Source organism: Nocardioides sp. T5 (assembly GCF_048161455.1).
GTDB lineage: Bacteria > Actinomycetota > Actinomycetes > Propionibacteriales > Nocardioidaceae > Nocardioides.
Window position 1 is genome coordinate 681,363 of record NZ_CP182415.1, and the last position, 22,389, is coordinate 703,751.

Here is a 22,389-nt window from a genome sequence, read left to right on the forward strand (position 1 = left end):
CGGCCCGACAGTGCGGTGACCGTGGTCCACCCGGTGGACCACAGCCACCGCGCAGAGCTGGCAGCCGCAGTGACGGCCGTCTCATCGCGCCCGTAACCTCTCGCGACCTCCCGCGTTGTCCACCCAGGAGCAGCACGGGACGGGAGCCCGCCCAGGGCCAGGGAACGAGACGGCAGGAGGGTGCACATGGGTGTCGAGATCCAGGTCAACGACCTCACGAAGTCCTTCGGCAAGCAGCTCATCTGGGGCGACGTCACGCTCACCGTGCCGGCCGGCGAGATCTGCGTGATGCTCGGGCCGTCGGGCACCGGCAAGTCGGTGTTCCTCAAGACGCTCATCGGCCTCCTCAAGCCCGACAAGGGCTCGATCATCATCGAGGGCACCGACATCGCGAGCTGCCCGGAGCGGGAGCTCTACGAGATCCGCAAGCTGTTCGGCGTGCTGTTCCAGGACGGCGCGATGTTCGGCTCGATGAACCTCTACGACAACGTCGCCTTCCCGCTGCGCGAGCACACCAGGAAGTCCGAGTCCGAGGTGCGCGACGTCGTGATGGAGAAGATGGACCTCGTCGGCCTCCTCGGCGCCGAGGACAAGCTGCCCGGGGAGATCTCCGGCGGCATGCGCAAGCGTGCCGGCCTGGCCCGGGCGCTCGTCCTCGACCCCGAGATCGTGCTGTTCGACGAGCCCGACTCCGGCCTCGACCCGGTGCGTACGGCCTTCCTCAACCAGCTGATCGTCGACCTCAACGCCCAGATCGACGCCACCTTCCTGATCGTCACCCACGACATCAACACCGCGCGCACCGTGCCCGACAACATCGGGCTGCTCTACCACCGGCACCTCGCGATGTTCGGGCCGCGCGAGCAGCTGCTGAGCTCGGAGGAGCCGGTCGTACGCCAGTTCCTCAACGCGCAGCGGGTCGGCCCGATCGGCATGTCGGAGGAGAAGGACGCCGACGAGCTCGCCGCCGAGGCCGGCCAGGAGCTGCCCCCGCTGCCCCCGATCCCGCTGCAGCTCGACCCGTCCAACGGCATCCCGCGCCGCAGCCAGCGCCCGGCGGGGGAGTGGTGCCGCGAGCACGGTGTCACCCCGCCGCCCGGCTCCTTCGAGTCCAGCAACGCCGGCCTGGCCCCGGGAGCCTGACGAGTCGATGACCACGTCCATGTCCTCGCGCGCGCTCGCGCCCATCGGGGTGGCCGGCAACCTCTTCGCCTTCGCCCTCGACGTCTTCCGCGGGCTGTTCCGGCGGCCCTTCCAGCTGCGTGAGTTCATCCAGCAGGCGTGGTTCATCGCGTCGGTCACCATCGTGCCGACCGCCCTCGTCGCCATCCCCTTCGGTGCCGTCATCGCGCTCCAGGTCGGCGGCCTGATCAAGCAGTTCGGCGCCCAGTCGTTCACCGGCTCGGCGTCGGTCCTCGCGGTGATCCAGCAGGCGGCCCCCATCGGCACGGCGCTGCTGATCGCCGGTGCGGGTGGCTCGGCGATCGCCGCCGACCTCGGCGCGCGCAAGATCCGGGAGGAGCTCGACGCGATGATGGTGCTGGGCATCGACCCGATCCAGCGCCTCGTCGTCCCCCGCGTGCTGGCGTGCATGCTCGTCGCGTTCTTCCTCAACGGCATGGTCAGCGTCGTCGGGGTCAGTGGCGGCTACGTCTTCAACGTGATCCTCCAGGACGGCACGCCCGGTGCCTACCTCGCCAGCTTCACGGCGCTCGCCCAGCTCCCCGACCTGTGGATCGGGTTGATCAAGGCGCTCGTCTTCGGCCTGATCGCGGCGGTCGTCGCCTCCTACAAGGGCATGAACGCCAAGGGCGGACCGAAGGGCGTCGGCGACGCCGTCAACGAGTCCGTCGTCATCACCTTCCTGCTGCTCTTCGTGGCCAACTTCGTCCTCAGCATGATCTACCTGCAGGTCGTGCCCCCGAAGGGGGGATGAGCGATGCCGCTACGAGACGTCTACGCCAGGCCGCTCGCCTCCCTCGACGGCCTGGGCGGCCAGCTGGCCTTCCACCTCGCGGTGCTCAAGGCCGTTCCCCGCTCGGTGACCCGCTACCCCCGCGAGATCATGCGGATCCTCGCCGAGGTCACCCTCGGCTCGGGTGCGCTCGCCGTCATCGGCGGCACCGTCGGCGTGATCATCGGCATGACCTTCTTCACCGGCGCCCAGGTCGGGCTCTCGGGGTACGCCGCGCTCAACCAGCTCGGAACCGCGGCCTTCTCGGGCTTCGTCTCCGCCTACTTCAACACCCGCGAGATCGCGCCGCTGGTCGCCGGCATCGCGCTTGCGGCGACGGTCGGCTGCGGCTTCACCGCGCAGCTGGGGGCCATGCGGATCTCGGAGGAGGTCGACGCCCTCGAGGTGATGGCCATCCCGTCGATGCCGTTCCTCGTCGCCACCCGGGTGGTCGGTGGTCTGATCGCCATCATCCCGCTGTACGTCGTCGGGCTGCTCTCGTCCTACTTCGCGAGCCGGCTCGTGGTGACCCAGTTCTACGGCCAGTCACCCGGCACCTACGACCACTACTTCAACGCGTTCCTGCCTCCGGGCGACGTGCTGTGGTCCTTCGGCAAGGTGCTCGTCTTCGCCGTGACCGTCATCCTCATCCACTGCTACCACGGCTACAACGCCTCCGGTGGACCCGCCGGCGTGGGCGTCGCCGTGGGCCGCGCCGTCCGCACCAGCATCGTCGCCATCAACGTGCTCGACCTGCTCCTGTCCATGGCCATCTGGGGCGCGGCCACCACCGTGCGGCTGGCGGGGTGAGCGGGTGATGAGGACGAAGGCCCTGGGTGTGCTGTTCCTGGTGCTGATGCTCGCCGCGGGGTGGGCGACGTACGGCGTGTTCACCCAGAAGTTCAGCGACTACGACGAGGTCACCGTCAAGGCCTCGAAGATCGGGCTCCAGCTGCCGCAGCGCGCCGACGTCAAGATCAAGGGCGTCATCGTGGGCGAGGTGCTCGACTACGAGCCGACGGTCGAGGGCGCCGACATCACGCTCGGCCTCTACCAGGACCGCACCACCGACATCCCGCGCGACGTGACCGCCTCGATCCTGCCCAAGACCCTCTTCGGCGAGAAGTTCGTCTCGCTCGTCGTCCCCGACGGTGGTTCGTCGGCGCAGCCGATCGCCGACGGGGACGTCATCCAGCGCACCGACCTCTCGATCGAGGTCGAGGAGGTGCTCAGCGACCTCTACCCCCTCCTGCGCGCGGTGCAGCCCGCCGACCTCAACACCACCCTCAACGCCGTGGCCACCGCCCTCGAGGGCCGCGGGGAACAGCTCGGCGAGACGCTGGAGACGTTGGACGCCTACCTGACCCGGTTCAACCCCGAGCTCCCGGCCCTCGTCGAGGACCTGCGGCTCACCGCGCGGGTCTCCGACACGTACGCCGACGTGCTGCCGGAGGTCGCCACCATCCTGCGCAACACCATCACCACCACGTCGACGCTCGAGGACCGTGAGGACAAGCTGAAGGCGCTGTTCAACGACGTGTCCGCGTTCGCGGCCGTCACCGAGCGCTTCACCCGTGCCAACGGTGACAACCTGGTGCGCCTCGCCGACCTCGGCGCGGCGCAGCTCGAGGTGTTCGCGCGCTACGCCCCGGGCTACCCCTGCCTGCTCGGCGGCATCGTCGGTGCTGGCAAGCTCCAGGCCGAGGCGTTCCGCGGCTTCACCCTCCACATCGTGCTGGAGACGCTGCCCAACCAGCCGCGCGGCTACGGCCCGCAGGACGCCCCCGTCTACGGCGACAAGCGCGGCTACCACTGCGGGACGCTTCCCTCCCCACCGTGGTCCCAGAGCAACCCGCTGACCTCCCAGCCCGACTTCGTCGACGGGATCGACGAGCCCACCGGCAAGGGCACCAGCCGCGTCGGTCCCGGCTGGTCCGGCACCGCTGCCGGCTTCGCGGGCGGGCGCGACGAGACGGCGCTGCTCAAGGCGCTGCTCGCGCCCGGGCTCGGCGTCAGCGGCGACGACGTACCCGACCTCGGTGTCCTCCTGGTCGGGCCGATGGCGCGCGGGGCGGAGGTGTCGCTGCGATGAGCCGCATCCTGGACGCGAGGACCTCGATCGACCTGGTCAAGCTGCTGGTCTTCGTCGTCGTCACGTCGCTCGCCACGACCGTGCTGGTCGTGACCATCGGCAACCTCGACTTCGGTTCGTCGCGCGAGTACCGCGCCGAGTTCACCGACGCCACCGGCGTCACCAAGGGCGACGACATCCGCGTGGCCGGTGTCCGCGTGGGGACGGTGAGCGAGGTGGAGATCGTCGACCGCACCCGGGCGCTGATCACGTTCTCGGTCGACCGCGACACCTCGGTCAACGGCGGCACCAACGCCGCGATCCGCTACCGCAACCTCGTGGGGCAGCGCTACATCTCGCTCACGCAGGAGGTGGGCGACACCCGGAGGCTGCGGGCCGGCTCGACGATCCCGGTGTCGCGGACCACGCCGGCGCTCGACCTCACCGTGCTCTTCAACGGCTTCAAGCCGCTCTTCGAGGCGCTCTCGCCCGACGACGTGAACCAGCTGTCGTACGAGCTCGTCCAGGTGTTCCAGGGGGAGGGCGGGACCCTCGAGGGGCTGCTCGCGCACACCGCGTCGGTCACCTCGACCCTCGCGGACCGCGACGAGGTCATCGGCGACCTCATCGACAACCTGTCGCTGGTGCTCGACCACGTCGCCGACCGCGACCAGCAGCTCACCCGGCTGATCCAGTCGTTCCGCACGCTGGTCGGCGGACTGAAGAAGGACCGCAACGCGATCCTCGGCTCGCTGGAGGAGGTCTCCGCCCTGTCGGTCGAGACCGCCTCCCTGATCGACGGCATCCGCGAGCCCTTCGTGAAGGACATCAAGGAGCTGCGCGCCGTCGCGGGCAACATCGACAAGAACAAGGCCGAGTTCGACCGTGCGATCCAGGTGCTCCCGATCAAGCTCACCAAGATCGGTCGCACCGCGATCTACGGCTCGTTCTTCAACTTCTACCTCTGCGAGTTCCAGGGGCGCGTCAACCTGCCCCGCGACGTCTCGATCCCGGTGAAGTACTCCACCGGCTCCGACAGGTGTGATCTCGGATGAAACCGTTCAGGGAACGGAACCCCGTCGTCGTGGGGGCCATCAGCCTCGTCGTCCTCGCGTTGACGCTGGTCGCCGCGCTGCGGGCCGACGACCTGCCGATCATCGGCGGTGGAGACACCTACCACGCGATGTTCACCGAGGCCGGTGGGCTCAAGGTCAACGACGAGGTCCGCATCGCCGGCGTGCGGGTCGGCAAGGTCGACGAGATCGCGCTCGCCGGCGACGAGGTGCGGGTCAGCTTCAAGGTCGACGACGCCGCCGACTTCGGTGGTGACACCCGCGCCGCGATCAAGGTGAAGACGATCCTGGGCGCGATGTTCCTCGCGCTCGAGCCCGCCGGAGGCGGCCGGCTCGACGAGGGGGCCACGATCCCCGCGGCGCGCACCTCCTCGCCGTACGACGTGGTCGAGGCCTTCGAGGGCCTCGCCTCGACCTCGGACCGGATCGACACCGACCAGCTCGCCGACTCGCTCACCACCCTCGCCGACCTCACCCGCAACACCCCCGAGGAGTTCCGGGGCGCGCTCGACGGCCTGAGCCGGCTCTCGTCCAACATCGCGGCCAAGGACGAGCAGCTCAACACGCTGCTGGTCAACCTCGAGCGGGTCTCGACGGTCCTCGACGAGCGCGACCAGGACATCATCGCGCTGATGAAGGACAGCGACGTGCTGTTCCGGGCCCTCGTCGCCCGCCGCGAGGCCGTGCACGACCTGCTGGTCTCCAGCACGACCCTCTCGAAGGAGCTCACCCGGCTCATCGACCAGTCGCGCGCGGACCTCGAGCCGGCCCTCGCCCACCTCGAGAACGTCGTGGCGGTGCTCAACAAGAACGAGGACAACCTCGACAGCAGCCTGCGACTGATGGCGCCGTTCTACCGCGTCTTCGCCAACACCCTCGGCACCGGTCCGTGGTTCGACACCTGGATCTCCAACTTCCCACCCGTCCCGCAGGTGGGCTGAGCCATGGACCTCGTGAAGCGCTTCCTCGCCCCGCTCGTCGTGCTCGGCTTCGTCGTCGCGGCGGCCGTCACCGTCCTCGGCGGCGACGCCTCCAAGACCGTCGTCGCCCACTTCCCGCGTGCCATCTCCGTCTACGAGGGCAGCGACGTCCGTGTCCTCGGCGTGCCCGTCGGCACGGTCACGCGCGTCGAGCCCACCGGCACCGACGTGACCGTGACGATGACGTACGACGACGAGGTCAGGCTGCCGGCCGATGCCCGCGCGGTGATCGTCGCGCCGTCGGTGGTGGGCGACCGCTACGTCCAGCTCACCCCGGCCTACCCCGGCACCGGTGACGTCCTCACCGACGGCGCGGAGCTCGCCGTCGAGGACACCGCGGAGCCGCTCGAGCTCGACCAGATCTACGAGAGCCTCGACCGGCTCAACGTCGCCCTCGGGCCGCGGGGCGCCAACAAGTCGGGCGCCCTCTCCGACCTGCTGTCGGTCACGGCCGACAACTTCGGCGGGCAGGGTGCGACCTTCCGGCAGACCGTCAAGGACTACTCCCGTCTCAGCTCGACGCTGGCCGGCAACTCCGACGAGCTGTTCGGCTCGGTCGAGGCGCTGGGGAGCTTCATGGAGACCCTCGCCGACAACGACCAGACGGTGCGCCAGTTCAACCAGTCCCTCGCCGACGTCTCGACGATGCTGGCGGGCGAGCGGGAGGAGCTGGTCGCCGCGACGAGGAACCTGTCGGTGGCCCTCACGGCGGTCAAGGAGTTCGTGGAGGAGAACAAGGGCTCGCTGAGCCGCAACATCACCGGGATCAACCGGGTCGCCAAGGTGCTGGTGCGCCAGCGCGCAGCGCTCGACGAGATCCTGCACGTGGCTCCGGGCGCGCTCAACAACCTCGCGCTGACCTACAACCCGCAGGCCGGCACCCTCGACACCCGCGCCAACTTCGGCGAGTCGATCAACCAGCTCGAGATCGACCCGGCCGCGTTCCTGTGCGGCTTCGTCGGCCAGGTCGAGCGCTCGGGCCAGGTGTGCGACCGCATCACCGACCTGCTCGCCCGGCCGCGCGCCGGTGCCCTCGACCGCACGCCGGCGCCGCTCCCCGCGCAGGACGTGTTCGACCCGTCCCTCGGCGGGCTGGTCGCCGCAGACCCGGAGGTGCAGTGATGACGCGGCTCGAGGTGCTCGTGCTGGGTGTGCTCGCCACGCTCTTCCTCTCCGCCTGCGACGCCAGCGTCTACTCGCTGCCGCTCCCGGGCGGGCCCGACGTGGGGGAGGACCCGATGACGGTGAAGGTGGAGTTCGCCGACGTCCTCGACCTGGTGCCCCAGTCGACCGTCAAGGTCAACGACGTGAGCGTCGGCAAGGTCAGTGCCATCGACCTCGAGGGCTACCAGGCGCTCGTCACGCTCGAGGTCCGGCGCGACGTCGACCTGCCCGGCAACGCGGTGGCCGAGCTGCGCCAGACCAGCCTGCTCGGCGAGAAGTTCGTCGAGCTGAGCGCGCCCGCCGAGGGGGCCATCGCGTCCCGGCTCCAGGACGGGGCCGTCATCCCGATCGAGCGCGCCGGTCGCAACCCGGAGGTCGAGGAGGTGCTGGGCGCCCTCAGCCTGCTGCTCAACGGAGGAGGCGTCGCCCAGCTCAAGACCATCACCCAGGAGCTCAACCTGGCCCTCGAGGGCCGCGAGGACTCCGCGCGCTCCGTGCTGCGCAACCTGCGCACCTTCACCGGCCAGCTCGACGAGAACAAGGCCGACATCGTCGACGCGATCGAATCTCTCAACCGGCTCGCGCTCGCGGCGGAGAAGCAGCTGCCCACCATCGACCGCGCGCTCGAGGAGCTGCCCAGTGCGCTGGACTCGATCGACCGCCAGCGCGACGACCTCGTCGAGATGCTGGCCGCCCTCGACCAGCTGTCGTCGGTCGCCGTGGACGTCATCGCCCGGTCCAAGGACGCCACGATCACCTCGCTCGAGCGACTCGACCCGGTGCTCACCCAGCTCGCCGCGTCCGGGGACGACTTCACCAACGCCTTCAACGTCTTCCTCACCTACCCCTTCGTCGACGAGGTCGTGGGGCGGGACCCCCAGGTGGCGCGCAACCTGCACATGGGCGACTACACCAACCTGTCGATCACCCTCGACGTCGACCTGACCGGGATCCCGACGACGATCCCGACCACGTTGCCGACCGAGGCGTGCATCCCGCTGAGCGCGTTGCCGCAGGACGGCCCGCTCCCCGACCCCAGCCGGTTGTGCCAGGACGCCCTCGACGCGATCAACGACTGCCTCGAGGGGCTGCGCCGCGGCGACGCGTCCGCGTGCGTCGGCCTCCCGGGCTCGGTCATCAGCGTGGTGTGCCAGCAGGCACCCGTGCCCGGGCTGTGCGGCGGTGCGGGTGATCCCACCGTGCCGCTGCCCGACCCGACGCTCCCGACGGTCCCGGTGCCGCCCCTGCCGACGATCAGCCTGCCCGGCCTGCCCCGCCCCGGTGCGTACGTCGCCGGAACCCCGCCCGACCGCGGTCGGGGGCCCACGATGGGGGAGCTCACCGAGCACTACGACCCCGCGCTGGTGAGCCTCCTCGTCCCCGGGATGGTGACGCGATGATCACCCGCCGCACCAGGCTGCAGCTGCTCGTGTTCGCCCTCATCACGCTCGTGGGCGTCAGCTTCGTGGGCGCCCGCTACGCGCGCCTCGACCGCCTCGTCCTGGACCAGAGCTACACCGTGGTCGCCCACTTCGCCGACTCCGGCGGCGCCTTCGCCGGGGCGGAGGTCTCGTACCGCGGGGTCCGCGTGGGAGAGGTCAGCGAGCTCGTCCTCACCGACGACGGTGTCGACCTCGTGCTCGACATCGACGAGGAGCACGACGACATCCCCGCCGACGCCCACGCGCTGGTGGGCAACCGGTCGGCCGTCGGCGAGCAGTACGTCGAGCTGCAGCCGCAGAGCGACGACGCTCCGTTCCTCGCGGACGGGTCGGAGATCGCCCGGGACCTGACGGCGACACCGATCCAGACCGACACGCTGCTCACGCACCTCGACGAGACCGTGCGCAGCGTCGACCAGGACGACCTGCGCACCGTGACCTCCGAGCTCGGGCTGGCGTTCAGGGGCGCCGGTGCCGACCTCCAGACCATCCTCGACAGCAGCAGCGAGTTCATCACCGTGGCGGAGCAGAACTTCGACGTCACCGTCGACCTGATCCGTGACAGCAACACGGTGCTCGACGGCCAGATCGACTCCGAGCGCTCCTTCCGTCGCTTCGCCCGCGACCTCTCGACGTTCTCCACCACGGTGGCCGACCACGACCGCGACCTGCGCCGGCTCATCGAGGACGGCTCGCTGGGCGCCAACGAGCTGCGCGTCTTCCTCGAGGACAACGAGGTCGAGCTCGGCGACCTCATCAACAACCTGGTGACGACCGGCGAGGTCGTGGTCAAGCACCTCGACGGCATCGAGCAGCTGCTGGTCATCTACCCGTACGTCGTCGAGGGCGGCTACACGGTCGTGTCGAGGTCGCCGGGCACCGGGCTGTACGACGCCCACTTCGGCATGGTCCTCACCCAGGAGCCGCACGTGTGCCTCGGCGGCTACGAGGGCACCGACCGCCGTTCTCCGCTCGACGGCAGCGACGCCGCCATGAACGAGGGCGCCGGCTGCACCGAGCCCGCCTCGAAGTCCAACGCTCGTGGCGCGCAGAACATCCAGGCGCCGCGGGCGGCCACCGGTTGGGGGGCCGCGGACTTCGCGTACGACCCGGAGACGGGTGCCGTGACGTCCGACCCGACCGAGATCCAGCGGCTCACCGGGGCGCGTGCCGCGGCGCCACGGACGCTCGGCGAGGACAGCTGGAAGTGGCTCTACCTCGAGCCGCTGCTCGGTGAGGGCGTGACCACCGGCGCCGGTGGTCGTTGAGCCTTGCAGACCCCTTGGAGGAGGGGTCGGAGCTCCAGGGAGGGAACATGTCCGTGCTGACCGACCTCGCCCGACCGGGCGAGTCCGTCGAGGCCGGGTCCGACGGGACCGGGTCCACCACCCGTGACCCCGCACCCCCGCCGCGCCGGCGGCGCCTCGTGGCTGTCGCGCTCGCGCTCGTCGTCGTGGCCTGCACGGCCCTGCTCGTCTGGCTCACCGCCGGTGGACGCACCTCCGCCGACGGCGGTCTCGACCACCCGGAGGAGCGCGAGCAGGTGATGAGCCTGACCGACCAGTTCGTGAAGCGGCTCGGCACCTACAGCCCGGACCTGCTCGACGACTCCGGCCAGATGCCCGCCTACCGCGAGCAGGTCCGCGAGGTCATCACGCCGAAGTTCGCGGCCGACTTCGACAAGCAGGTGGCCACCGCCGAGCAGCTCGTCGCCCAGGGCCGGATCACCCGCACCGCCGACGTCTTCGCCACCGCCGTCTCCTCCGTCGACGACGACTCGGCGCGCGTGCTCGTGGCCGGGGCGTTCACCGACAGCTACCGCCAGGGCGAGGGGGAGAAGGAGCAGACGGTCGACCAGGAGCCGCTGCCGTTCCGCTTCACCGTGGACCTGGTGATGATCGAGGGGGAGTGGCTCGTCGACGACTTCACCCCCGTGAGCTCGCCCGACGAGCCCGGCGCGGCTGCCGAGCCCGGCGCGGGCGGGGGGAGCACGCCGTGACCGACGCACCCACCTGGTACGACGTCCTCGACGTGCCGCACGACGCCCCGACCGAGGACGTCCGCGCCGCCTGGAAGGGCCGCATCGCCGACCTCGAGCCGGGCGACCGGCGCTTCGACACCCTCAACCGGGCGGCCAAGGTGCTGCTCGACCCGGTCGCCCGCGCGGCGTACGACGAGACGCTGCCGGCGCAGCGCGTGGAGCCGCTGGTCGAGGAGGGCGCCCCGGCGCCCGTCCCGAGACCCGACGCCTCCCGCGGCGTGCCGACCTGGCTCCTCGCGGGCCTGGGCGTGCTCGCGGCCGGTCTCGTGGTCGCGACCGCGTGGACATGGACCCGGGGCGAGGCCCCCGGTGACGACCCGTCGGTCCGCGACGCCCAGGTGGCTGCGGAGCGCGCCGTCGTACCCGTGCTCTCCTACGACCACGAGTCGCTCGAGGCCGACCAGCGCGAGGCCCAGGCGCTGATGACGGGCGGCTACCGCGAGGAGTACGACAAGCTCTTCACGGTGCTGGAGGAGAACGCGCCGCAGACGCAGACCCGGGTCACCGCCTCGGTCGTGGCCTCGGGGATCGTGCGGGCGAGCGAGGACCGGGTGCAGGTGCTGGTCTTCGTGGACCGTCCGACGACCAACAAGCTCCACGCCGAGCCGGTCGTCTACAAGGACCAGGTCACCGTCTCGATGCAGCGCGTGGACGGCGACTGGCTGGTCGACGACCTCACCACCTCTCCCACCCAGGGGTAGGTAGGGGCGGGGCGAGGGGCGGCCAATCGGCGCGTTCTGCTTGACCCGGGGCGATGTGGCCTTCATAGTCGTGGCCAACGCGTGGAGCGGACCCTCAGGCCCAGTGCCGGAGAAATGGCGACCCGCGTTTGTGGCGTGTCCTGAGTTGCGCTATCGTGTCTCCTTGCGCCTGCCCTCAGATGCCTGACGCCTTCCGGACGGTCGTCGTGGTGGTCGGCAAGCGCCGATCACTTGCTCATTTGTGAGGACACCTCTTGGCCGCGCGCAGCTCCGCTGGTAACCACCGTCGCACCTCTTTCGCAAAGATCACCGAACCTCTCGAGGTTCCCCCCCTCATCTCGCTCCAGACGAGCAGCTTCGACTGGCTGGTCGGCGGCGAGCGCTGGGAGGCGGAGGTGGCCGCCCGCAGGGCTGCCGGTGAGGACGTCTCCGAGAAGACCGGTCTGCAGGAGATCTTCGAGGAGATCTCCCCGATCGAGGACTTCTCCGAGACGATGATGCTCTCCTTCGACAACCCCGTCTTCCTCGACGAGAAGTACACCGAGGAGGAGTGCAAGGAGAAGGACTTCACCTACTCCCGCCCGCTCTACGTCTCGGCCGAGTTCATGAACCACGAGACCGGCGAGATCAAGGGCCAGACGGTCTTCATGGGCGACTTCCCCATGATGACCCGCAAGGGCACCTTCATCATCAACGGCACCGAGCGCGTCGTCGTCTCGCAGCTCGTGCGCTCCCCGGGCGTCTACTTCGAGTCGAGCCCCGACAAGACGTCCGACAAGGACATCTTCACCGCCAAGCTCATCCCGAGCCGCGGTGCCTGGCTCGAGTTCGAGATCGACAAGCGCGACCTCGTCGGCGTGCGCCTCGACCGCAAGCGCAAGCAGAACGTCACCGTGCTGCTCAAGGCGCTCGGCTGGACCACCGAGCAGATCCGCGAGGAGTTCGGCCAGTACGAGTCGATGATGCTGACCCTCGAGAAGGACAGCGTCCGCTACGAGGTCGTCTACGAAGAGCTGCAGAAGAAGGCGCGGGGCGAGGCCCCGACCGCCGAGCAGGTCAACGACGAGGTCACCCGCCTCGCGCTGCTCGACATCTACCGCAAGCTCCGCCCGGGCGAGCCGCCGACGGCCGAGGCCGCGCAGACGCTGCTCAACAACTACTACTTCAACCCCAAGCGCTACGACCTGGCGAAGGTCGGCCGCTACAAGATCAACAAGAAGCTCGGCCTCCACGAGGCGTTCGACCAGCAGACGCTGACCATCGACGACGTCGTCGCCGCCATCCGCTACGTCGTGCAGCTGCACGCCGCGGGTGTCCAGGCCGACTCGCCCGACCTGGTCGACGCCGAGGGCAACGTCGTCGAGGGTCCTGACGGCGCCCCCGTCAAGGTCCAGGCCGACGACATCGACCACTTCGGCAACCGCCGCATGCGCACGGTCGGCGAGCTCATCCAGAACCAGCTCCGCACGGGCCTGGCCCGCATGGAGCGCGTGGTGCGCGAGCGGATGACGACCCAGGACGTCGAGGCCATCACGCCGCAGTCCCTGATCAACATCCGCCCCGTGGTCGCGGCGCTGAAGGAGTTCTTCGGCACCTCGCAGCTCTCGCAGTTCATGGACCAGACCAACCCGATCGCCGGCCTGACGCACAAGCGTCGCCTCTCGGCCCTCGGTCCCGGTGGTCTGTCCCGCGACCGCGCCGGCATGGAGGTCCGTGACGTCCACCCGTCGCACTACGGCCGCATGTGCCCCATCGAGACCCCCGAAGGCCCCAACATCGGCCTGATCGGCTCGCTGGCCTCCTACGGACGGATCAACCCGTTCGGCTTCGTGGAGACCCCCTACCGCAAGGTCGAGGGTGGCGTGGTCACCGACCAGATCGACTACCTCACCGCCGACGACGAGGACCGCTACGTCATCGCGCAGGCCAACGCGCCGCTCGACGACAAGATGCGCTTCGTCGAGGAGCGCGTGCTGGTCCGCCAGAAGAACGGCGAGGTCGACGCGATCCTGCGCGACGAGGTCGACTACATGGACGTCTCCCCGCGCCAGATGGTGTCGGTCGCGACGGCCCTGATCCCGTTCCTCGAGCACGACGACGCCAACCGCGCGCTCATGGGCGCCAACATGCAGCGCCAGGCCGTTCCGCTCATCACCAGCGACAGCCCGCTGGTCGGCACCGGCATGGAGTACCGCGCCGCCGTCGACGCCGGTGACGTGGTCGTCGCCGACAACGCCGGAGTGGTCAAGGAGGTGTCCGCCGACGCCATCGAGACGATGAACGACGACGGCACCTACCAGACCTACAAGCTGGCCAAGTTCCGTCGCTCCAACCAGGGCACCTGCATCAACCAGCGCCCGCTGGTCAAGGCCGGCGACCGCCTCGAGGTCGGTACGCCGATCGCCGACGGTCCCTGCACCGACGACGCCGAGATGGCGCTGGGCACCAACCTGCTCGTCGCCTTCATGCCGTGGCAGGGCCACAACTACGAGGACGCGATCATCCTCAGCCAGCGCCTGGTGCAGGAGGACGTCCTCACCTCGATCCACATCGAGGAGCACGAGGTCGACGCCCGCGACACCAAGCTCGGCCCCGAGGAGATCACGCGGGACATCCCGAACATCTCCGAGGAGGGCCTGGCCGACCTCGACGAGCGCGGCATCATCCGCATCGGCGCCGAGGTCACCCCCGGTGACATCCTGGTCGGCAAGGTCACGCCCAAGGGCGAGACCGAGCTCACCCCCGAGGAGCGCCTGCTCCGCGCGATCTTCGGCGAGAAGGCGCGCGAGGTGCGCGACACCTCGATGAAGGTCCCGCACGGCGAGGCCGGCACGGTCATCGGCGTGCGCGTCTTCGACCGCGAGGACGGCGACGACCTGCCCCCGGGCGTGAACCAGCTGGTCCGCGTCTACGTCGCGCAGAAGCGCAAGATCTCGGTCGGCGACAAGCTCGCCGGACGCCACGGCAACAAGGGCGTCATCGCCAAGATCCTGCCGATCGAGGACATGCCGTTCATGGAGGACGGCACCCCGGTCGACGTCGTGCTCAACCCGCTGGGTGTGCCGCGTCGTATGAACATCGGCCAGATCCTCGAGCTGCACCTCGGCTGGCTCGCCAAGCAGGGCTGGGACCTCAACCTGTCCGGCGAGAAGGGCGAGTCGGACTGGAAGAAGCGCCTCATCGCGATCGGCGCCGACCAGGCCGACCCGAACACCAAGGTCGCGACCCCGGTGTTCGACGGTGCCCGCGAGGACGAGATCACCGGTCTGCTCGGCTCCACGCTGCCCAACCGTGACGGTGAGCGGATGGTCAAGGAGGACGGCAAGGCCAACCTCTTCGACGGTCGCTCGGGTGAGCCGTTCCCGGAGCCGGTGGCTGTCGGCTACATGTACATCCTCAAGCTGCACCACCTCGTCGACGACAAGATCCACGCTCGCTCGACCGGCCCCTACTCGATGATCACGCAGCAGCCGCTGGGCGGTAAGGCCCAGTTCGGTGGACAGCGGTTCGGTGAGATGGAGGTCTGGGCGATGGAGGCCTACGGCGCCGCCTACGCCCTCCAGGAGCTGCTGACGATCAAGTCCGACGACGTGCCCGGCCGCGTGAAGGTCTACGAGGCCATCGTGAAGGGCGAGAACATCCCCGACTCCGGCATCCCCGAGTCGTTCAAGGTGCTCGTCAAGGAGATGCAGTCGCTCTGCCTCAACGTCGAGGTGCTGTCGCAGGACGGCAGCCCGATCTCGCTCAAGGACGCCGAGGAAGACGTCTTCCGGGCGGCCGAGGAGCTCGGCATCGACCTGTCCCGCCGCGAGCCCAGCTCCGTCGAAGAAGTCTGAGGTGACGCCCGCCCGGTGGTCTCGGGCCGGTCGCTAGCGCGGCCGCCCCGACCAGCGGGCGGGCCCCTCGGTCCCCCAGCTGCACTTTCCACGTACTAACGAAGGACTACAGCCATCGTGCTCGACGTTAACTTCTTCGACCAGCTTCAGATCGGCCTGGCCACTGCGGACGACATCCGCACGTGGAGCCACGGCGAGGTCAAGAAGCCGGAGACCATCAACTACCGCACGCTCAAGCCCGAGCGTGACGGCCTCTTCTGCGAGAAGATCTTCGGTCCCACCCGGGACTGGGAGTGCTACTGCGGCAAGTACAAGCGCGTGCGCTTCAAGGGCATCATCTGCGAGCGCTGTGGCGTCGAGGTCACCCGCTCCAAGGTCCGCCGCGAGCGCATGGGCCACATCGAGCTCGCCGCGCCCGTGACCCACATCTGGTACTTCAAGGGCGTCCCGTCGCGCCTGGGCTACCTGCTCGACCTGGCGCCGAAGGACCTCGAGAAGGTCATCTACTTCGCCGCCTACATGATCACCTCGGTCGACGAGGACGCCCGTCACCGTGACATGGACTCCCTCGAGAACAAGGTCGGCCTGGAGCGCGAGCGCCTCGAGAAGCGCCGCGACACCTCCGTGGAGGACCGCGCCAAGAAGCTCGAGGAGGACCTCGCCACCCTCGAGGCCGAGGGTGCCAAGGCCGACGCCAAGCGCAAGGTGCGCGACGGTGCCGACCGCGAGATGAACCAGCTCCGTGACCGCGCCAACCGTGAGATCGCGCGCCTCGAGGAGGTCTGGGACACCTTCAAGAGCCTCAAGGTCCAGGACCTGCTCGGCGACGAGCTGCTCTACCGCGAGATGAAGACCTGGTTCGGCAAGTACTTCGAGGGCCACATGGGCGCCACGGCGATCCAGAAGCGCCTCCAGGACTTCGACATCGAGGCCGAGGTGGAGTCGCTGCGCGACACGATCGCCAACGGCAAGGGCCAGCGCAAGGTCCGCGCCCTCAAGCGCCTCAAGGTCGTCGACGCGTTCCGCAAGACCGGCAACCAGCCCATCGGCATGGTGCTCGACGCCGTCCCGGTGATCCCGCCGGACCTGCGTCCGATGGTCCAGCTCGACGGTGGCCGCTTCGCCACCTCCGACCTGAACGACCTCTACCGCCGCGTCATCAACCGCAACAACCGCCTCAAGCGGCTGCTCGACCTCGGCGCGCCCGAGATCATCGTCAACAACGAGAAGCGGATGCTGCAGGAGGCCGTGGACAGCCTCTTCGACAACGGTCGTCGCGGTCGTCCCGTCACCGGCCCGGGCAACCGGCCGCTGAAGTCGCTCTCCGACATGCTCAAGGGCAAGCAGGGTCGTTTCCGTCAGAACCTGCTCGGCAAGCGCGTGGACTACTCGGGCCGTTCGGTCATCGTGTCGGGTCCGCAGCTCAAGCTGCACCAGTGCGGCCTGCCCAAGCAGATGGCGCTCGAGCTGTTCAAGCCGTTCGTCATGAAGCGCCTGGTCGACCTGTCGCACGCGCAGAACATCAAGTCCGCCAAGCGGATGGTCGAGCGCGCCCGCCCGGTCGTGTGGGACGTCCTCGAAGAGGTCATCACCGAGCACCCCGTGCTGCTCAACCGCGCGCCCACCCTGCACCGCCTCGGCATCCAGGCCTTCGAGCCGCAGCTGATCGAGGGCAAGGCCATCCAGATCCACCCGCTCGTCTGCGGCGCGTTCAACGCCGACTTCGACGGTGACCAGATGGCCGTGCACCTCCCGCTGTCCGCGGAGGCGCAGGCCGAGGCCCGCATCCTGATGCTGTCGACCAACAACATCCTCAAGCCGTCGGACGGCCGTCCGGTGACCATGCCCTCGCAGGACATGATCATCGGCCTGTTCTGGCTGACCGCCGAGCGTGACGGTGAGCCCGGCGAGGGTCGCGTCTTCTCCAGCCCGGCCGAGGCGATCATGGCCTTCGACCGTCGCGAGATCACGCTGCAGAGCAAGATCAGCATCCGCCTCACCGACGTGGTTCCGCCGCTCGACCTCGAGCTCGGCGCCGACTGGGAGGAGCGGACCGCGCTCCAGCTCGACACCACCCTCGGCCGTGTCCACTTCAACGACACGCTCCCGGCGGACTACCCGTTCGTCAACGAGGAGGTCGGCAAGAAGCGCCTCGGCGCGATCGTCAACGACCTCGCCGAGCGCTACACCAAGGTGCAGGTCGCTGCCTCGCTCGACGCCCTCAAGGACGCCGGCTTCCACTGGGCCACGCGCTCGGGTGTGACCGTCTCGATCGACGACGTCACCACGCCCGACAGCAAGGCCGAGATCCTGGCCCGCTACGAGGCCCAGGCCGAGAAGGTCCAGAAGAACTACGAGCGCGGTGTGATGACCGACGACGAGCGTCGTCAGGAGCTCATCGAGCTGTGGACCCAGGCTGCTGCCGAGGTCGGTCGCGCGATGGAGGCCAACTTCGACCGCAAGAACCCGATCTACATGATGGTCGACTCGGGCGCGTCCGGAAACATGAACCAGATCCGGCAGGTCGCGGCCATGCGTGGTCTGGTGGCCAACCCGAAGGGCGAGATCATCCCGCGCCCGATCAAGGCCAACTTCCGCGAGGGCCTGACGGTGCTCGAGTACTTCATCGCCACCCACGGTGCCCGCAAGGGTCTCGCCGACACCGCGCTCCGCACCGCCGACTCGGGCTACCTGACCCGTCGTCTGGTGGACGTGTCGCAGGACGTCATCATCCGTGAGGACGACTGCGGCACCGAGCGTGGCCTGCCCAAGCGGATCGACGACGAGCACGTGGAGACCGCGGCCTACGCCCGCTCCTCGGCCGTCGACATCCTCCACCCGGAGACGGGTGAGGTGCTCGCCACCGCCGGCGAGGACCTGGGTGACGTCAAGATCGGTGAGCTCGTGGCCGCCGGTGTCGTCGAGGTCAAGGTCCGCTCGGTCCTGACCTGCGACGCACGCACCGGTACCTGCGCCAAGTGCTACGGCCGCTCGCTGGCCACCGGCAAGCTGGTCGACATCGGTGAGGCGGTCGGCATCATCGCCGCCCAGTCCATCGGTGAGCCCGGCACGCAGCTGACCATGCGCACCTTCCACACCGGTGGTGTGGCCTCCGCCGACGACATCACGCAGGGTCTGCCCCGTGTGGTCGAGCTCTTCGAGGCCCGCTCGCCCAAGGGTCGTACGCCGATCTCGGAGTCCGCCGGTCGCGTGAAGATCGAGGAGACCGACAAGGCTCGCGTCGTCGTGGTCACCCCCGACGACGGCTCCGAGGTCCAGGAGATCCCGGTGTCGAAGCGCTCGCGCCTCAACGTCGAGGACGGCGACCACATCAACGTCGGTCACCACATCACGTCCGGTACGCCCGACCCGCAGGACGTGCTGCGCATCCTCGGTGTCCGCAAGGCCCAGGAGCACCTCGTGGACGAGGTCCAGGAGGTCTACCGCTCGCAGGGCGTGGCGATCCACGACAAGCACATCGAGATCATCGTGCGGCAGATGCTGCGTCGCGTGACGGTCATCGAGTCCGGTGACACCAACCTGCTCCCGTCCGACCTGGTCGACCGGGTGCGGTTCGAGGAGGAGAACCGGCGCGTGGTCTCCGAGGGCGGCAAGCCGGCCTCGGGTCGCCCGGTGCTCATGGGCATCACGAAGGCCTCGCTCGCGACCGAGTCGTGGCTCTCGGCGGCCTCCTTCCAGGAGACCACCCGAGTGCTCACCGACGCCGCGATCAACGGCCGCTCCGACAGCCTCCGCGGCCTGAAGGAGAACGTGATCATCGGAAAGCTCATCCCGGCCGGCACCGGCCTCGAGCGTTACCGCAACATCCGGGTGGAGCCCACCGAGGAGGCGCGCGCCGCGGCCTACTCGGTCACCGGCTACGACTCCTACGACTACGACTTCGGTCCGTCGTCGCAGGCCGTCGCGCTCGACGACTTCGACTTCGGTTCCTACCAGAACTGATCGTCGTCACGCAGGCCCCGACTCCGTCCAGGAGTCGGGGCCTGTGCCCATTTCGGGCTCCGACCGTGCCCCTGTCAGAATTCCGGCGTGACGACCCCCTCCTCGCGCCCCTCCTCCGCCGACGTGCTCGTCGTCGGTGCGGGCCCTGCCGGCTCCGCCGCCGCCGCCTGGGCCGCCCGTGCCGGGCTCGACGTCGTGCTGGTCGACGCGGCCACGTTCCCGCGCGACAAGACGTGCGGTGACGGGCTGACCCCGCGCGCGATCGGGGAGATGCAGAAGCTCGGCCTCGAGGACTGGCTGCGCGCCCACACGGTCAACGAGGGCCTGCGCGCGCACGGCTTCGGCCAGACGCTCCTGCTGCCCTGGCCGGGCGGCTCGCTGCCCGACTGGGGATCCGCGGTCGCCCGCACCGAGCTCGACGACCACCTGCGCACGGTGGCCATCAAGAGCGGCGCCCGTGCCGTCGACGGCGCCCGCGCGGTCGGCGTACGACGCGACGGGGAGCGGGTGGCGGCGGTCGAGCTCCGCGACGCCGAGGGCACCTTCGAGATCGCCTGCCGGTGGCTCGTCGTGGCCGACGGCGTCCGGTCGCCGCTGGGCAAGCTGCTGGGTCGCGAGTGGCACCGCGACACCGTCTACGCCGTCGCCGGCCGGTCCTACGTCGACTCGGAGATGAGCGACGACCCGTGGATCAGCTCGCACCTCGAGCTGCGCGACGAGCAGGGCGAGCTCGTCACCGGCTACGGCTGGATCTTCCCGCTGGGCGACGGCACGGTGAACCTCGGCGCCGGCACGCTGGCGACCAGCAGGCGTCCCGCCGAGGTCGCCATCAAGCCGCTCATGCAGACCTACGCCGACACGATCGGCGCCGACTTCGGGCTCTCGGGCGCGCTGCGCGAACCGACCTCGGCCCTCCTGCCCATGGGCGGCGCGGTCAGCAACGTCGCCGGGCCCAACTGGGCGCTGATCGGCGACGCCGCGGCCTGCGTCAACCCGCTCAACGGCGAGGGCATCGACTACGGCCTCGAGACCGGTCGTCTCGTCGCCGAGCACATCGCCGGCGGTGTCGGGCTGGGCGAGGCGTGGCGCTCGACGCTGGTCGAGCACTACGGCGAGGCGTTCTCCATCGCCCGCCGCCTCGCCGGGATCGCGACCCAGCCCCGGGTCGTGGCCGCGCTCGGCCCGGCCGGGATGCGCTCGGACTGGCTGATGACGCTGGCCCTGCGCTGGATGGGCAACCTGGTCGACGACGCCGACCGCGACCGCGCGGCCCGGGTCTGGCGCTGGGCGGGCCGCCGGTCGATGGCGCGCGACGCCCGGCCACCCTTCGCGTGAGCCGGGAGCGCACCTACCGGGCCGCGGTCGCGCTCGGGCGGACCGCCATGCGCGCCCTCGGGATGCAGGTGACCGGGACGGGTGCCGAGCACGTGCCGACGGAGGGCCCGGTGCTGCTGGCGGCCACGCACGTGTCGTACCCCGACTTCGTGTTCGTGCAGGACGCTGCCCGGTCCTCGGGTCGCTTCATCCGGTTCATGACCCGCCACGACGTCTGGCACGTGCCCGGGGTGGCGCGGGCGATGACCGCGATGCGGCACGTCCCGGTCGACCGGGAGGCCCCCGCGGGGGCGTACGTCGTCGCCCGCGGGCTGCTGCGCGGCGGTGAGGCGGTCGGTGCGTTCCCCGAGGCGGGGATCAGCTACTCCTACACCGTGCGCTCGCTGATGCGCGGGGTGGCGAGCCTCGCCCGCGAGACGGGCGCCCCGGTGGTGCCGGTCGCGGTCTGGGGCCCGCAGCGCGTCTGGTCGGTCGGCCTGCCCGACGCGCGCGGTCGCGGGCCGCGCCCCGACCTCACCCGCGGACGCCGCGTCGACGTGTCGTTCGGCCCGCCCCTCCGCATCGCGGCGGGGGAGGACCTGACCGACGCGACCCGACGGATCGGGGAGGTGCTGACGGTGCAGCTCGAGGAGCTCCAGCGACTGCCGCACCACCGCCCGCAGCCGGGCGAGAACGCTCCGTGGTACCCCGCGCACCTCGGCGGGCACGCACCGACCCGCGCCGAGGCCGCCCACCTCGACGTGGTGCCGCGCGCCGCGGTCAGGCCGACGTGGGGGCCTTGCCAGTGCGGGTCCGGCGGCGCGACTCCAGCCAGCCGAACGGGTTGGTGAACGGCTCCAGCACCCGTCGCACGGGCGGGGACGCGAGGAGGAGCGCGAGGCCGATCGCGCCCAGGACGGTGAGGACGAGGCCCGCTGTCGGGTAGGAGGCGGTGAACTCGGGCCAGCCGAGGGCCTTGAACGTCTTGATGACGAAGCTGTGGAAGAGGTAGACGACCATGGTGGCGGTGCCCATCGTGGTGAACCAGCCGAGGCTGCGCCGCGGCACCAACGACATCGCCGCGAAGGCCCCGAGCAGGCCGACCATCATCACCGTCAGCCGGGTCTGGAAGACGAACTCGTTGTCGATCGGGATCTCGGAGTAGCCGGTGTCGTACCAGAGCAGCGCCGACTCCGCCCACGTGTCGGTGTAGAGCGCCATGATCCCGATGCCGACGAGCATCGGCACCGCCGCGACCTTGACCCACACGTCGTCGAGGTGCGCGAGGTGGCGGGGCTTGAGGTGCAGGCCGAGCACGAAGAACGGCAGCAGGCCGAGGAAGCGGGGGATCATCAGGGCCTCGGTGTCCCAGATCCCGCCGACCAGGCTCACGATCACCGACAGCGGCAGGAAGAGCCAGTGTCGCTTGAGGATCGGGGTGACCAGGCGCCACATCAGCAGCACGATGAGGTACCACATGGTCCAGTGCGGCTCGATCCACAGCGGACCCGTCACGTCCTCGCCGACGACCTCGCGGCGGTAGTAGAACAGGGCCGGCTCGAAGAGCAGGTACGGGACCAGGAGGGTGTACACCAGGTTCTTCAACCGGCGGCGGTCCCACTCGAAGGACTTCGAGAGGTAGCCGCTGACGAAGACGAACGCCGGGATGTGCCACAGGTAGATGAAGTCGTAGACCCAGTGGCTGCCCGCGGTGTCCTCGACCAGACCGATGGCGTGCCCGACGACGACCAGGGTGACCAGGACCATCTTGACGTTGTCGAGCCACGGATCACGGGACGCGGGGGGCACGGCGCTCACCGTACTTCACGGGCCGCTTCACTAGGTTGGAC

The 22,389-nt window shown here is 69.7% G+C and carries 16 protein-coding genes; 15 read left to right on the plus strand and 1 reads right to left on the minus strand.

Translation table 11 applies throughout. The features are described 5' to 3' along the window. Nucleotides 1-186 precede the first annotated feature (186 nt). The 15 genes from ACNKF0_RS03285 to ACNKF0_RS03355 all read left to right on the plus strand — a co-directional run bounded on the left by ACNKF0_RS03285 (nt 187) and on the right by ACNKF0_RS03355 (nt 21,390). Nucleotides 187-1,143, plus strand: coding sequence for an ABC transporter ATP-binding protein (locus ACNKF0_RS03285; RefSeq protein WP_299923019.1), 957 nt, complete (start codon nt 187-189; stop codon nt 1,141-1,143). 19 nt (nt 1,144-1,162) lie between these two features. Then, complete coding sequence (locus ACNKF0_RS03290; protein ID WP_416958413.1) at nt 1,163-1,936, plus strand: MlaE family ABC transporter permease; 774 nt, start codon at nt 1,163-1,165, stop codon at nt 1,934-1,936. A 3-nt stretch (nt 1,937-1,939) separates the two neighbouring features. Next, on the plus strand, nt 1,940-2,764 hold the full coding sequence (locus ACNKF0_RS03295) for an MlaE family ABC transporter permease (protein WP_416955722.1): 825 nt from the start codon (nt 1,940-1,942) through the stop codon (nt 2,762-2,764). A gap of 7 nt (nt 2,765-2,771) precedes the next feature. Beyond that, complete coding sequence (locus ACNKF0_RS03300; protein WP_416955724.1) at nt 2,772-4,046, plus strand: MCE family protein; 1,275 nt, start codon at nt 2,772-2,774, stop codon at nt 4,044-4,046. Continuing rightward, on the plus strand, nt 4,043-5,080 hold the full coding sequence (locus ACNKF0_RS03305) for an MCE family protein (RefSeq protein WP_416955726.1): 1,038 nt from the start codon (nt 4,043-4,045) through the stop codon (nt 5,078-5,080). The genes ACNKF0_RS03300 and ACNKF0_RS03305 overlap by 4 nt, the downstream gene beginning before the upstream one ends. Before the next feature lie 29 nt (nt 5,081-5,109). Next, nucleotides 5,110-6,039: an MCE family protein gene (locus tag ACNKF0_RS03310; protein ID WP_416955728.1), complete on the plus strand. Its 930-nt coding sequence runs from the start codon at nt 5,110-5,112 to the stop codon at nt 6,037-6,039. 3 nt (nt 6,040-6,042) lie between these two features. Further along, on the plus strand, nt 6,043-7,200 hold the full coding sequence (locus tag ACNKF0_RS03315) for an MCE family protein (RefSeq protein WP_416955730.1): 1,158 nt from the start codon (nt 6,043-6,045) through the stop codon (nt 7,198-7,200). Next, complete coding sequence (locus tag ACNKF0_RS03320) at nt 7,200-8,642, plus strand: MCE family protein (RefSeq protein WP_416955732.1); 1,443 nt, start codon at nt 7,200-7,202, stop codon at nt 8,640-8,642. Before ACNKF0_RS03315 ends, ACNKF0_RS03320 begins: the two co-directional genes overlap by 1 nt. Next, nucleotides 8,639-9,952: an MCE family protein gene (locus ACNKF0_RS03325; RefSeq protein ID WP_416955734.1), complete on the plus strand. Its 1,314-nt coding sequence runs from the start codon at nt 8,639-8,641 to the stop codon at nt 9,950-9,952. The genes ACNKF0_RS03320 and ACNKF0_RS03325 overlap by 4 nt, the downstream gene beginning before the upstream one ends. 47 nt (nt 9,953-9,999) lie before the next feature. Then, on the plus strand, nt 10,000-10,683 hold the full coding sequence (locus ACNKF0_RS03330) for a hypothetical protein (RefSeq protein ID WP_416955736.1): 684 nt from the start codon (nt 10,000-10,002) through the stop codon (nt 10,681-10,683). Beyond that, on the plus strand, nt 10,680-11,426 hold the full coding sequence (locus ACNKF0_RS03335; protein ID WP_416955737.1) for a J domain-containing protein: 747 nt from the start codon (nt 10,680-10,682) through the stop codon (nt 11,424-11,426). The genes ACNKF0_RS03330 and ACNKF0_RS03335 overlap by 4 nt, the downstream gene beginning before the upstream one ends. Before the next feature lie 254 nt (nt 11,427-11,680). Next, nucleotides 11,681-15,262: a DNA-directed RNA polymerase subunit beta gene (locus ACNKF0_RS03340; protein ID WP_299922997.1), complete on the plus strand. Its 3,582-nt coding sequence runs from the start codon at nt 11,681-11,683 to the stop codon at nt 15,260-15,262. Nucleotides 15,263-15,379: 117 nt separating this feature from the next. Further along, complete coding sequence (locus ACNKF0_RS03345) at nt 15,380-19,225, plus strand: DNA-directed RNA polymerase subunit beta' (RefSeq protein WP_299922995.1); 3,846 nt, start codon at nt 15,380-15,382, stop codon at nt 19,223-19,225. Nucleotides 19,226-19,312: 87 nt separating this feature from the next. After that, nucleotides 19,313-20,560, plus strand: coding sequence for a geranylgeranyl reductase family protein (locus ACNKF0_RS03350; protein WP_416955740.1), 1,248 nt, complete (start codon nt 19,313-19,315; stop codon nt 20,558-20,560). After that, nucleotides 20,557-21,390 carry a lysophospholipid acyltransferase family protein gene (locus tag ACNKF0_RS03355; RefSeq protein ID WP_416955742.1) on the plus strand — a complete coding sequence of 278 codons (834 nt, stop codon included), beginning with the start codon at nt 20,557-20,559 and terminating at the stop codon, nt 21,388-21,390. Before ACNKF0_RS03350 ends, ACNKF0_RS03355 begins: the two co-directional genes overlap by 4 nt. Here the strand turns inward: ACNKF0_RS03355 and ACNKF0_RS03360 are convergent. Beyond that, on the minus strand, nt 21,320-22,348 hold the full coding sequence (locus tag ACNKF0_RS03360) for an acyltransferase family protein (protein ID WP_416955744.1): 1,029 nt from the start codon (nt 22,346-22,348) through the stop codon (nt 21,320-21,322). The genes ACNKF0_RS03355 and ACNKF0_RS03360 overlap by 71 nt on opposite strands. Between the last annotated feature and the right edge of the window lie 41 nt (nt 22,349-22,389).